This window comes from Cellulophaga baltica, from assembly GCF_900102165.1.
In the GTDB taxonomy this organism is placed as follows: Bacteria; Bacteroidota; Bacteroidia; order Flavobacteriales; family Flavobacteriaceae; genus Cellulophaga; species Cellulophaga baltica.
In genome coordinates this window covers 208,773-221,500 of record NZ_FNBD01000001.1, presented here as the reverse complement: position 1 = coordinate 221,500, position 12,728 = coordinate 208,773, and the positions used below count along the sequence as shown (strand labels likewise).

At 34.3% G+C, this 12,728-nt stretch carries 16 protein-coding genes; 15 read left to right on the top strand and 1 reads right to left on the bottom strand.

Annotated elements, in window-relative coordinates; translation table 11 throughout:
• Window positions 1-41: 41 nt before the first annotated feature.
• From gcvH to BLQ19_RS01010, 4 genes are all read left to right on the top strand, one after another.
• Window positions 42-422: a glycine cleavage system protein GcvH gene (gcvH, locus tag BLQ19_RS01025; RefSeq protein WP_074537125.1), complete on the top strand. Its 381-nt coding sequence runs from the start codon at window positions 42-44 to the stop codon at window positions 420-422.
• 37 nt (window positions 423-459) lie between these two features.
• Window positions 460-807: a VanZ family protein gene (locus BLQ19_RS01020; RefSeq protein ID WP_029447136.1), complete on the top strand. Its 348-nt coding sequence runs from the start codon at window positions 460-462 to the stop codon at window positions 805-807.
• A gap of 61 nt (window positions 808-868) precedes the next feature.
• Window positions 869-1,588, top strand: a complete 720-nt coding sequence (locus BLQ19_RS01015; protein WP_024481849.1) for an energy transducer TonB — start codon at window positions 869-871, stop codon at window positions 1,586-1,588.
• A 105-nt stretch (window positions 1,589-1,693) separates the two neighbouring features.
• Window positions 1,694-2,503 carry an energy transducer TonB gene (locus BLQ19_RS01010; protein ID WP_083332156.1) on the top strand — a complete coding sequence of 270 codons (810 nt, stop codon included), beginning with the start codon at window positions 1,694-1,696 and terminating at the stop codon, window positions 2,501-2,503.
• Window positions 2,504-2,561: 58 nt separating this feature from the next.
• Here BLQ19_RS01010 and BLQ19_RS01005 read toward each other — a convergent pair whose 3' ends face one another.
• Window positions 2,562-3,458, bottom strand: coding sequence for an MBL fold metallo-hydrolase (locus BLQ19_RS01005; protein ID WP_074537124.1), 897 nt, complete (start codon window positions 3,456-3,458; stop codon window positions 2,562-2,564).
• Between the two features lie 129 nt (window positions 3,459-3,587).
• On the opposite strand from BLQ19_RS01005, the gene cyoE reads away from it, so the two are divergent.
• The 11 genes from cyoE (at window position 3,588) to BLQ19_RS00950 (ending at window position 12,621) form a co-directional block, all read left to right on the top strand.
• On the top strand, window positions 3,588-4,487 hold the full coding sequence (gene cyoE / locus BLQ19_RS01000) for a heme o synthase (RefSeq protein ID WP_074537123.1): 900 nt from the start codon (window positions 3,588-3,590) through the stop codon (window positions 4,485-4,487).
• A 9-nt stretch (window positions 4,488-4,496) separates the two neighbouring features.
• The gene (locus BLQ19_RS00995; RefSeq protein WP_024481845.1) at window positions 4,497-5,078 is read left to right on the top strand and encodes a cytochrome c oxidase subunit 3; all 582 of its coding nucleotides are present in this window, start codon (window positions 4,497-4,499) and stop codon (window positions 5,076-5,078) included.
• Between the two features lie 149 nt (window positions 5,079-5,227).
• Window positions 5,228-6,202, top strand: a complete 975-nt coding sequence (locus BLQ19_RS00990) for a cytochrome c oxidase subunit 3 (RefSeq protein WP_074537122.1) — start codon at window positions 5,228-5,230, stop codon at window positions 6,200-6,202.
• Between the two features lie 55 nt (window positions 6,203-6,257).
• Entirely contained in the window at window positions 6,258-6,641 is a 384-nt protein-coding gene (locus BLQ19_RS00985) for a cytochrome C oxidase subunit IV family protein (RefSeq protein ID WP_074537121.1), read from the top strand.
• A 75-nt stretch (window positions 6,642-6,716) separates the two neighbouring features.
• On the top strand, window positions 6,717-7,355 hold the full coding sequence (locus BLQ19_RS00980; RefSeq protein WP_074537120.1) for a hypothetical protein: 639 nt from the start codon (window positions 6,717-6,719) through the stop codon (window positions 7,353-7,355).
• Complete coding sequence (locus BLQ19_RS00975; RefSeq protein WP_074537119.1) at window positions 7,348-8,082, top strand: SCO family protein; 735 nt, start codon at window positions 7,348-7,350, stop codon at window positions 8,080-8,082. The genes BLQ19_RS00980 and BLQ19_RS00975 overlap by 8 nt, the downstream gene beginning before the upstream one ends.
• The gene (locus tag BLQ19_RS00970) at window positions 8,079-8,612 is read left to right on the top strand and encodes a DUF420 domain-containing protein (RefSeq protein WP_074537118.1); all 534 of its coding nucleotides are present in this window, start codon (window positions 8,079-8,081) and stop codon (window positions 8,610-8,612) included. Before BLQ19_RS00975 ends, BLQ19_RS00970 begins: the two co-directional genes overlap by 4 nt.
• Window positions 8,613-8,624: 12 nt before the next feature.
• Window positions 8,625-8,849: a hypothetical protein gene (locus tag BLQ19_RS00965; protein WP_074537117.1), complete on the top strand. Its 225-nt coding sequence runs from the start codon at window positions 8,625-8,627 to the stop codon at window positions 8,847-8,849.
• 108 nt (window positions 8,850-8,957) lie between these two features.
• Complete coding sequence (locus BLQ19_RS00960; RefSeq protein WP_074537116.1) at window positions 8,958-10,205, top strand: ABC transporter permease; 1,248 nt, start codon at window positions 8,958-8,960, stop codon at window positions 10,203-10,205.
• An 11-nt stretch (window positions 10,206-10,216) separates the two neighbouring features.
• On the top strand, window positions 10,217-11,476 hold the full coding sequence (locus BLQ19_RS00955) for an ABC transporter permease (RefSeq protein ID WP_025615926.1): 1,260 nt from the start codon (window positions 10,217-10,219) through the stop codon (window positions 11,474-11,476).
• A gap of 32 nt (window positions 11,477-11,508) precedes the next feature.
• A complete protein-coding gene (locus BLQ19_RS00950; protein WP_074537115.1) occupies window positions 11,509-12,621 on the top strand; it encodes an efflux RND transporter periplasmic adaptor subunit in 1,113 nt (370 codons plus the stop codon).
• Window positions 12,622-12,728 lie beyond the last annotated feature (107 nt).

Sequence of the window (12,728 nt, the reverse complement as noted above, 5' to 3'; positions counted from 1 at the left end):
ATATTTTACATTTGTTTCTTAGAATTTTATAAATAAATGTTATGAATATACCGTCAGAATTAAAGTACACTAAAGATCACGAGTGGGTTAAAATAGAAGGTGATGTTGCAACAGTTGGTATTACCGATTTTGCTCAGGGTGAGTTAGGTGATATTGTGTATGTTGAGGTAGAGACTTTAGATGAGACCCTTGATAAAGATGAAGTTTTCGGTACAGTAGAAGCTGTTAAAACGGTATCTGATTTATTTTTGCCATTAGCAGGAGAAATTATTGAGTTCAATGAAGCTTTAGAAGATTCTCCAGAAGACGTTAATAGTGATCCTTATGGAAAAGGATGGATGATAAAAATTAAAATAAGTGACGCCTCTCAGGTAGATGCATTGTTAAGTGATGCAGATTATAAGGAGTTAATTGGTGCTTAAGAATTATATATTTACAATACTTTTTATAAGCTGGGTGATGTGTGTTACATTCCTCAGCTTATTTTCATTTAAAGATGTGTCTACAGACGGTCTTGATATTCCACATTTAGATAAGTTCGTCCACTTTACCTTTTATTTTGTTTTTGTTGTTTTAGGAAGTTTATCTTACGCGGAATACAAGGATGTTAAGAAGGACTTTAAAAAGGCAGCAATGCTGTTTTGTTTTATTGCAATAGGGTATGGTATGATTATTGAGGTCTTACAATATGTTGCAACGACAACTCGAAGTGGAGATGTTTATGATTTTTTAGCCAACTCTTTTGGGGCATTTTTCGGCTTTATTGCTGTTAAAACCTATTATTTTAGGAGAGTTGCTCAAAAATGAAAAAAATATTACCATTTTTATAAATAAATAATTAAATTAGCTCACGATAAATTTTTGAATTATGGAATTAAAAAAGAATCCAAAGGCGGATATTGGTAGAAATAGTGGTCTATATTTCGTAGCAGGTCTTGCTTTGGTTATGCTTATTACATGGCAAGCCTTAGAGTACAAAAAGTACGATGATGTTGCAAATTATGATATTTCTCAAAATGTTGATGATTTATTAGATGAAGAGGTGCCGATGACGGAGCAAATAAAAACTCCACCACCACCACCACCACCAGCTGCACCAGAAATTATTGAAGTTGTAGAAGATGAAGCAGATGTTCCAGAAACTGTAATTAAGGATACGGAAGCAAATGAAGATACTGAAGTTGCAGAAGTTGAAGAAATTGAAGTTGCAGAAGTTGAAGACGATTTAGATATTCCTTTCTCTGTTATTGAGGATGTTCCTGTTTTTCCAGGATGTGAAAGTGAAAAAAGTAAAGGAGCAAACGCTTTAAGAGATTGTTTCCAGAAAATGATGTTTAAGCATATCAATAAAAACTTTAGATATCCAGAGATTTCTCAAGAAATGGGTGTTCAAGGAAAAGTGAATGTAATGTTCGTTATCCAGAAAGATGGTAGTATTGGTAGTGTTAGAATGCGTGGACCGGATAAGAACTTAGAGGCAGAAGCAGCGAGAATTATCGGGAAGTTGCCAAAAATGACGCCAGGTAAGCAAAGAGGTAGAGCAGTAAGAGTGCCTTTTAGTATTCCAATTACGTTCAAATTACAATAAAAATATACTTATTTTAAGTAAAAATCCAGAACCTAGGTTCTGGATTTTTTTTTGGTACGTTTCTTGTGTTTTAACAAAATAGTAACAACATAAATATATACTATTATGAAAAACAGTAACACAAGGGCTGCAGATTCTCACGGCAATGAGAATAGCAGTGTAGCGTACAAATCTGCAAGCTCCAAAGGGAGCAAGCAAGATACAAATCTACGAAAAAACAGTTTTATCTATTTCCAAATTGGATTAATAGCGGCAATGTTTCTCGTTTATTTTGGATTAGAGATGGCTTTTGATAAATTTCAGCCCAAGGCATTGGTGAGTTCAGATCCTGTCGAAGAGACCTTTGAAATGTATCCGGAATTGGAAGATTTTGTGGTTGAAAAGCCAGTGGCAGAATCAAAACCTATAGTTAAGGTGGTAGTGCCTGAAGAATTAAAGGTGGTGCCTGACGATTTTAAAGTTCCAGAAACCAAGGAGTTTAAAAGTGAACCTGTAACGTCTAGCACTCCTAATCTGGATACAAAGAAGCTAGATTATGTAGATCCAAATGATGGAATTGATGAAACGATACCATTTGAGGCCTTAGAAAATGCTCCAATTTTCCCAGGTTGTGAGACGGTTAGTAAGTCGGAAAGAAAAGTGTGTTTTGAAGAAAGCATGCAAAAGCACATCTTAAAGAATTTTAGATATCCAGAAGCTGCTATAGAGACCCATACCCAGGGTAAAGTGTATGTAATGTTCACTATTGGTAAAGACGGTACTATAGAAGATGTGAGGCTTAAGGGGCCTGCTAAAGTCTTGGAGCAAGAAGCAGCGCGTATTATTGGAAAGCTTCCGCAAATGAAGCCAGGAATGCAGCGTTTGGAGCCTGTTAAAGTTTCTTTTAGCATTCCTATAAACTTTCGCTTGCAATAAGCGGAATTAAGTTTTAAAAAAATGCCTGCGCTGCTTTAATGCACCGCAGGCGTTTTTTTTATTTTAAACTGGTATAAAATGTAGCTCTCAAGCGTTCTGGGCTTATAAATCCGCCCCCGTAGTTGGCGTCATATTTTTTTGAAATGCTAGTATCTGTTTCAACTTCTTCAAGTGTAGCACCGCTTCTAATTGCTTTTAAGACGTTTTCTTTTATATCTTCTAGCATTAGTACATAAGTTTCAAGCTCTTTTTTAGTAGAAGATTTACCGTGTCCTGGAATTATCTTAGTTTCATTATCAATTAATACTAAGGCTTTTTTGTGGGAGTCAATATAACCATTTACACTTCCTCCACTTTTTAGATCTATAAAAGGATAGCCTTCTGAGAAATAGGTGTCTCCCATATGTAAAACATTATTTTGAGCAAAGTATACCATGGCATCACCATCGGTATGGGCCTTGTGTACATGAAAAGCCAGTATAGTTTCTTCTCCTTTGTGTAATGTTAAATCATTAGAAAAAGTAATTTCAGGTAACATCTTGTGGTAATAAATGCTGTCTATTTCCTGTGAATTCAATTTTTTTAGATTGTTTTCTTGGACTCTTTTTCTGGCGTTATCTTGGGAAATAAGGGTAATTTCATCGGTGTTAAAGTTTGCATTTCCGCCAGTATGATCTCCGTGCATATGGGTGTTAAATAGAACAGAGATTGGCTTAGGACTTAGTGTTTTTATGGTTTCTTTGATTTGATCACTTAAATGACTAAACTGATCGTCTATCATAAAAGTGTTATCTGGACCAATATAAATTCCAATGTTGCCCCCCTGACCTGTAAGCATGTACAAATCTTCAGTGAGTTTTTCTGAGATAATTTTAACTGGCTTTTCTTGTGCTTTTAGGGAGAAAAAGGAAGCGAATACTAGAGTTTTTAGTGCGAAAAATTTAAGAGATTGCATGTGTGGTTATTTTTAATTTAAATATTTGTGAATTAGTCGTCTATCATTTATAAATATTACATAAACATATCATTTTCGTTGCACAAATAGCATTCTGGACTTATCTTTGCACTCCAATAAAAATTCCGCATGAAAACGGCAGTAAGCTCGGTAAAAGAAGGGACTCAGTCTCATATTTTTGCTGATTTTAAAGAAATTACTAAAGCAAGGCTTTCTATAAGCGTTGTTTTTTCTGCTATCGCGGGTTACTTTTTAGGTGCTCCAGAACTTCAATGGTATCCTATTTTGTTGCTTGCTTTTGGAGGGTATTGCATGGTCGGTGCTTCAAATACCTTCAATCAAATTATAGAGAAAGATCTGGATGCGTTAATGAATAGGACTAAAGATAGACCTATTGCAGCAGGAAGATTATCAGTTCGTACCGCTTTAATAATAGCTGTTATATTAACAATTGTTGGTATTGCTACTTTGTATATTTTGAATCCTAAAACAGCAATGTTTGGGGCCATTTCTATTTTCTTGTACACAAGTGCATATACCCCTTTGAAAACTAAAACACCATTAGCTGTTTTTGTGGGAGCAATACCGGGAGCAATTCCTTTTATGTTAGGTTGGGTAGCAGCAACAGATGAGTTTGGCATTGAGCCGGGAACTTTATTTATGATTCAATTCTTTTGGCAGTTTCCGCATTTTTGGGCTTTAGGCTGGATGTTGGATGAAGATTACAAAAGAGGAGGCTTTAAAATGCTGCCTACAGGCAAAAAAGATAGAAGTACGGTATTGCAGATTATCATGTATACCATTTGGATGATTGTCATATCAATCATTCCAGTCTTTGGAATAACAGGAGCATTAACGCTTTCTATTCCTGCAGCACTAATTATTTTCATGTTAGGAATGGTTATGCTGGTATACGCTTTTAAATTATATGAAAAGCAGGATAATGGTTCGGCGAAAAAATTAATGTTGGCAAGTGTAACGTACATTACGTTCATGCAGGTGGTATATGTAGTAGATAAATTTTTATAAAAAAAATAAATGGATTTAACAGAAGGTTCAATAATAGAAAAAACGGGCAGAGCTAAGAAAATGATGCTCTGGTTTGGAATTGTAAGTTTGCTAATGACCTTTGCAGGTTGGACAAGTGCTTATATTGTTAGTAGTACAAGAGAAGACTGGTTGACAGATTTTCAATTGCCTACTACTTTTTTTATTAGTACAGGAGTATTAATCTTAAGTAGTTTAACGTTTATTCTAGCCAAGAAAGCAATGCAAGGAAATAAATCTTCTTTGTGTACAGGATTTCTAATGGCAACATTGGCATTAGGAATAACTTTTATCATTTTACAGTTTAGTGGTTTTTCTCAAATTGTAGCTCGTGGTTTTTATTTTACAGGAGAGTCTAGTAGTGTAACTACATCATACATTTACCTTATTGCTATGGTACATATTGTGCACGTTGTAGCGGGTTTAATAGCTTTAATTGTGGTAATCGTTAATCAACTTAGAGGTAAATATTCTCCTGAAAACCTTTTAGGAATTGAGTTAGGGGCTACGTTTTGGCACTTTTTAGATTTACTTTGGGTGTATTTAATACTGTTTTTCTACTTTTATAAGTAATAAATACAGCTATAATTGGTTTAGTATTTGGCAATTAGCCAAAAGATGATAAAGAATTGTATATTTTTTAAATTTTTTAAAACCAAAAATTTTGTTTGGTTAAAAAAAATGTAAATTTGTGAAAATTTTATTAACGCGATAATATATTTATGGATACTACGGTAACAACGGGTGAGGAACAAAATGTATGGGGTGGTGGTAATAAGCCACTAGGTGCGAGTTATGGGAAAATGATGATGTGGTTTTTCATCGTTTCTGATGCTTTAACCTTCTCTGGTTTTCTTGCAGCATATGGCTTCTCAAGATTTAAATTTATAGAAACTTGGCCAATTGCTGATGAAGTTTTTACACACGTTCCGTTTTTTCACGGAAACTTCCCGATGATTTACGTTGCTTTTATGACGTTTGTATTAATTATGTCTTCTGTAACAATGGTGTTAGCTGTTGATGCAGGTCATAAAATGCAAAAAAATAGAGTAATCTGGTATATGTTCTTAACTATTATCGGTGGTATTATTTTCGTAGGATCTCAAGGTTGGGAATGGGCTACCTTTATCAAAGGAGATCATGGAGCAATTGAAACAAAAGGGGGTAGAATACTACAGTTTGTAGATGCTAAATCTGGTGAGCGTGTTGGTATTGCAGATTTCGCTAAAGAGATTGCAAGCGAACGTACGCAGCATGAAAATAGAAGTGGTATCTGGTTTACAAGTGAGGGGTCATTGCCGTCTTATTCTGTTACAGAAGTAGTAGAAGGTTTTAAGGCAAATTCTAATTTATTAGTTCGTACAGAATTAAAAAATGAAGAGGGTCATAAAACAGTATTGTCTAGAGATGAATCATTGAAGAATTTATTAAATGCTTCGCAAGTAGTAGAAGGGGCTAATTTAATTCATAATGAATATGGAAGTAGATTGTTTGCAGATTTCTTCTTCTTCATTACTGGTTTTCACGGGTTTCACGTATTCTCAGGAATAGTAATTAATATTATTATTTTCTTTAACGTAGTATTGGGTACGTATGAAAAAAGACGTAGCTATGAAATGGTTGAAAAAGTTGGTTTGTACTGGCACTTTGTAGATTTAGTTTGGGTATTCGTATTCACATTTTTCTACTTGGTTTAATTTCAAATTAGATTTTTCATTACGCAAAGGGTTATAAAGAATAAAAAAATACAAAATGGCACACGATCATAAATTAGAAATATTCAGAGGCTTGGTTAAGTTTAAGTCTAATATCAGCAAAATCTGGGGAGTACTTATATTCTTATCTATAATTACTACGATAGAAGTTGTTTTAGGTATTATTAGACCTGCATTTTTAGTGGAGACTTCTTTTTTAGGAATGCATTTACTAAACTGGATTTTTATCATACTTACTTTAGTCAAGGCTTATTACATTGCTTGGGACTTTATGCACTTACGTGATGAGAAAACAGCACTGAGAAGAGTAATCGTTTGGACGCCTATATTTTTGGTGAGTTACTTAATCTTTATTTTATTGTTTGAAGCAGATTATATTCATGAAGTATATAAAGAAGGATTCATTAAATGGAACTTTTAATTCTTAATACTATTTAACACACAAAAAGACGGTTTAACGACCGTCTTTTTTTATTTTTGCACAATATTCTACGTTATGAAAAAAGCATTTGTACTTATCGTTCTTTTTGTACTTCCTATAGTTGCTTATCTCTTTTTTGCATCTGGTATTCATAACTTTGGTCAGCTCCCAATTATTACAGAAAACATCTCAGATGTAAGTGCTGTAGATTCTGCTGTCACCTTTAAAGATAAGATCACTATTCTGGGCTTTTTAGGAAATAATGTAGATTTCAAAAAAGGAAATGCATTAAACTTAAATCAGAAAATATATAAGGATTTTCATAAGTTCGATGATTTTCAGTTTGTAATGATGATGCCAAAGGGGACTGAGACAAACGTAGAAACTCTGAAAAAGGAATTATCAGAATTAGTAGAAATTGATAAATGGAAATTTGTATTTGGAGATCCTAATCAAATACAATTCATATTCAGTAGCCTTAAAACGGATTTAAAGTTAGATGAAAATTATAGTACTCCGTATGTGTTTATTATAGATAAAGATTCTGCGCTTCGTGGTCGTAACCAAGATGAAGAGCATGAAACTATATACGGCTTTGATGCAACCTCTGTAGCAGAGTTAACAAACAAGATGATAGATGATGTCCGTATTTTATTAGCAGAGTACAGGAGAGCGCTTAAGAAGAACAATAAAATTGAGAAATCTGATGGATAAAAATAAATATACATACGTTTGGGTTTCTTTCATCATATTAATTTTTGGAATTATTTTTATTCCTAGAATTATAGAAAGAGTAAATAAAGGTACGGTTGTAGAAAGTGACCGAATGAGCATTGATACCAATAATGGGGATTTAGCATACATTATTGTAAATAAGGAGAAGAGAAAAGTTCCAGAATTTGCTTTTATAAATCAAGATAGCCTTTTGATTACTAACAACGATTACAAAGGTAAAGTGTACTTGGTAGAGTTTTTCTTTACTACATGCCCTTCAATTTGCCCTATCATGAATCAAAACTTGGTTCAAATACAGAGCAAATTTGAAGATTTTGAGGATTTTGGGGTAGCGTCTTTTACTATAAATCCAACTTATGATACCCCTACCGTCTTAAAAGAGTATGCCGAAAAATACGGGATTACTAATTTAAACTGGAACTTGATGACTGGTGATCCGGAAGGTATTTATGACCTTGCAAATTCGGGATTTAATATTTTTGCATCCGAAGTGCCAAATGCTCCAGGTGGATTTGAACATGCAGGCTTGTTTGCTTTAGTAGATAAAAATGGCTATTTGAGATCTAGAGCAGATGAATTTGGAAATCCTATTATCTATTATAGGGGAGCTATCTCTGAAGAGGCTGGTGTAAATGATCATGGGGAGAAAGAACAAATTGGGATTCTAAAAGAAGATATACAAAAATTATTAGAGGAGAAATTATGAACGAGCTTGAGCAAAAAGAAAAGAAGTTTAATAGGTTGATAACGATTGTATCTATTGTTATTCCTTTGGTGGTCGTTATTTTGTTTGGTGTTAAATTACCTAATGTAGCGCCATTAAGTTTCTTACCTCCAATTTATGCTTCGGTTAATGGCCTAACAGCAATTTTATTAATAGTAGCCGTAGTGGCTATTAAAAATGGAAATAAAAAACTGCATCAGCAAATTATGGTCACTTGTATTGGTTTGTCATTGGCATTTTTAGTAATGTACGTGGCCTATCATATGACCTCAGATTCTACTAGTTTTGGAGGAGAAGGTCTTATTAAATATGTGTATTTATTTATACTAATTACCCATATTATTCTTTCGGTGGTAATTATACCATTGGTGCTTATCACGTTTTCAAAAGCGTACTTACAACAATTTGAAGCTCATAGAAAGTTTGCTAAAATTACATTTCCTATTTGGCTCTATGTCGCTATTACGGGAGTGGTGGTGTACTTAATGATTTCTCCTTACTATGCCTATTAATACCTAGTACTTATGAACTATAAAAAGCTTGTATTCGTATTATCGTTTTTATTGTTGTTGCCGAATTTGGCCGATGCGCAATGTGCTATGTGTCGCGCGGTCTTAGAAAGTGAAGAAGGGATGACCACAGCTAAAGGTATAAATGATGGTATTGTGTATCTCATGGCAATCCCATATATTTTGGTAGGCGTCTTATTTTTCTTTGTTTATCGAAAGATGAAATCATCAAAATCTTAATTTTAACATTTTTTTAGTATTTATCCTGTAACAAAAGTCGCTTTGTAGTAGTCTATTGTATGGAGAACTTGTTTTTTAAAGCAGTCTCATACCAACCAAAACAACTACATGTTTGATCTAGAAAGATGGCAAGAGATATTTGACACTATTCGTAAAAACAAGTTGCGTACATTTCTCACAGGTCTTTCTGTAGCCTCTGGTATTTTTATTCTTGTTATTTTATTGGGTTTTGGTCAAGGAATGCAAAACGGAATTGCTAAAGAATTTGAAAGTGATTCAGCTACAAGTATTTGGATTTGGACAGAAACTACACAAAAGGCGCATAAAGGTCTTAATCCAGGCCGTCAAATTCAATTCAGAAACGAAGATTACACCACCATTGTAGATAAGATGGATCTTACATTAGATCAAAAATCTGCCTTCTACCTTCCACAAAATATTACGACGACCTACAAAGATGATGCTTTAATTTATCGCGTCATGGGTACCACAAATGGAGCTCAATTCTTAGAGAACCAAGATATGTTGGAGGGGCGTTTTATAACTATTAAAGACGAGTCTCAAGTAGAAAAAGTTGCGGTAATTAGCGATAAGATTCAAAGAGAAGCTTTCACAGATGTTGATAATCCGGTAGGGGAGTACATTAAAATATCAAACATACCTTTTAAAATTATTGGCGTGTATAAAGATAAGGCAGGAGAGCGCGAGGAGAATCGTATTTTTATTCCTATCACCACCGCGCAGAAGGTATTTAATGGTGCAGATAAATTAGACAATCTAGTCTTCTCCTCACCACCGGCAGCTAATTTTGACGAGGCAGTACAACAATCCATAACACTAAAAACTAAAATTGACACTTATTTAAGGCAAGCACATAGCATTGCTCCAGATGATGAGGGTGGTATTGGTATTAATAACCAAATGGAGAATGCAAAAAGATTTTATGCGCTAACTGGTAACATAAAATTATTCTTTTGGTTTGTAGGCCTCTGTACTATAATTGCAGGAGTAGTTGGAGTAAGTAATATTATGCTAATCGTGGTGAAAGAGCGTACCAAAGAAATAGGCATCCGAAAAGCATTAGGAGCAAAACCTTGGTCTATTATTGGCATGATTTTACATGAGTCTGTTTTTGTCACCGCAATATCTGGTTTTACAGGTCTCATTTTCAGTATGGGTCTCTTGGAGCTTATTGGACCTAATATAGAAGTCGATTATATTGTGAATCCTTCAGTAGATTTTAATGTAGCTATGTCTACGGTTTTTTTATTAGTGGTTGCAGGTGCTATCGCAGGGTTTTTCCCGGCATGGAGAGCAGCAAGTATTCATACGATTGATGCCTTACGGGACGAATAAATAAAAACTATATGTTTAATAAAGATCGTTGGAAAGAAATTATAGAGGTACTGACAAGTAATATGTTCAGGACTATCCTTACGGCGTTTGGTGTTTTTTGGGGTATTCTTATTCTGATTATTCTTTTGGCGGCCGGAAAAGGCTTAGAAAACGGAATCAAGAGCGATTTTGGAGACATTGCGACCAATACCATGTTCATGTGGTCTCAGGCAACTTCAAAAGAGTATGAGGGCTTGCCAAAAGGAAGGCGTTTCGATTTTAAAGTGTCAGATGTAACTTCATTGAAGGAAAATATTAAAGAGCTTAGATTTGTTTCGGCAAGAAATAGATTGGATGGCTATCAAGGAGAAAACAATGTAACTCGTGGTATTAAAGTAGGAGCTTTTAATGTATATGGTGATTATCCTGAAATAATTAAGCAAGACCCCATGACCATCACTTCGGGTAGATTCATAAACCATTCTGATATTGTTGAGAAACGTAAAATTGCGATTATTGGACAGGGCGTAAAATCTTCTTTATTTGATAAGGGAGAAACAGTACTTGGTTCTTTTATTAAGGTTCAGGGGGTTAATTTTATGGTAGTAGGTACTTATAAGAAAAAGAGTAATGAAGGGGACGGCGAAGAAGGGCAAAAAGAAATATTTGTTCCGTTTACCTCATTCTCTCAGGCATTCAATAAAGGCAATGATGTTGGGTGGATGGCGATCACGGCAAAAGATGGTTCTTCAATTACAAGCTTAAAAGAACGGATTATCACCTTAATGAAAGTAAATAGGAAAATACATCCAGAAGATAACAGAGCTATCGGGAATTTTGATTTGTATGAACAATACAATAGGGTCGAGAGCTTGTTTGTTGCCATGCGTTTAATCGCTTATTTTGTGGGGATTTTGGTACTGATTTCTGGAATTATTGGAGTGAGTAATATTATGCTCATTGTAGTGAAAGAACGTACCAAAGAAATAGGAATTCGCCGTGCACTAGGTGAGGACCCTTGGTCTATAAAAGTTCAAATTCTCTTAGAATCAATTTTCTTAACTATCATTTCAGGTATGGCAGGAATTATTTTTGGAGCCTTATTTATTTTCGGAATTAATTCATTGTTAGATGCGGTAGGGCCCGTAGATATGTTTGTAAATCCTAGTGTAAGTTTAGGAGTGGTACTCATCGCATTAATCATATTAATTATTTCAGGATTATTAGCAGGTTTTATTCCTGCTCAAAGTGCTATTAAAGTAAAACCAATAGATGCTCTTAGAGCCGAATAGAATACTTAAATCATCAATCAAAAAACGAACACATGAAAAAACGAGTAACCATTATTATTTTAGTTTTAATAGTCATTTGCTTCGGGGGCGCTATGTATTATTTATATCAAAAAAATGCAGAAAATCCTGTAACCTATGAAACAGAAACTCCGACTACACAAACTATCATAAAAAAAACGGTAGCTACAGGGAGTATTTTACCTTTGGAGGAAGTGCTTATAAAACCAAATATTTCGGGGGTGATTGAAGAGATTTATGTAGAAGGCGGAGACTATGTAAAATCTGGAGATTTGTTAGCCAAAATTAAAATTGTACCTAATTTAAACGCATTAAATGATGCACGTAACTCCATAGATGGAGCTAGAATAGGATTAGATGATCAAAAAAGAAATTTAGAACGCCAAAAAACACTATTTGAAAAAGGAGTTATTTCTAAAGTAGATTTAGAACGCGCCCAGGTTTCTTTTGATCAAGCAAGACAGTCTTATGGTGCAGCAAATAAAAGATATGATATTGCAAAAACGGGTACGACTAAAGGTTTTGGTAGTGCTGCCAATACGCTTATTAGAGCAACAGTTAGTGGTATGGTGTTAGAGGTTCCCGTAGAAGTTGGAAATCAAGTAATAGAAAGTAATAACTTTAATGAAGGAACTACTATCGCAGCTATTGCAGATGTAGATAAAATGATTTTTGAAGGTAAAATAGATGAATCTGAAGTGGGTAAAGTAAAAGAGAATTTGCCACTAGAGATTACAGTAGGAGCTATAGAGAATACTATTTTCCCTGCCGTGCTGGATTATATTGCACCCAAAGGAAAAGCAGAAAACGGAGCCATTCAATTTGAAATTAAAGGAACCTTAAAAAAACAAGATTCAGTATTCATACGTGCGGGTCTAAGTGCTAATGCTTCTATTATCTTGGCAAAAGTAGATAGCGTGCTTTCTATTAAAGAAGCTTTGGTGCAATATGATGCTAAAACTAAAAAACCTTTCGTAGAAATTAGTTCTGGAGATCAAGTCTTTAGTCGAAAAGATATTGAGCTGGGTATTAGTGATGGTATTAATGTGGAAGTTAAATCTGGTCTTACTTTATCTGATAAGATAAAAGTATGGAATCAGATAGAGAAAGAGGATGAAGACAACTAATTGAGAATAATTAGTATGGAAAGAAATATTTAAAAAAGCTGAATTTATTTTAACATAATTTTTAGAGTTCAAATTGTAACAATAGGAATCAGACGAAGTCTAACTAG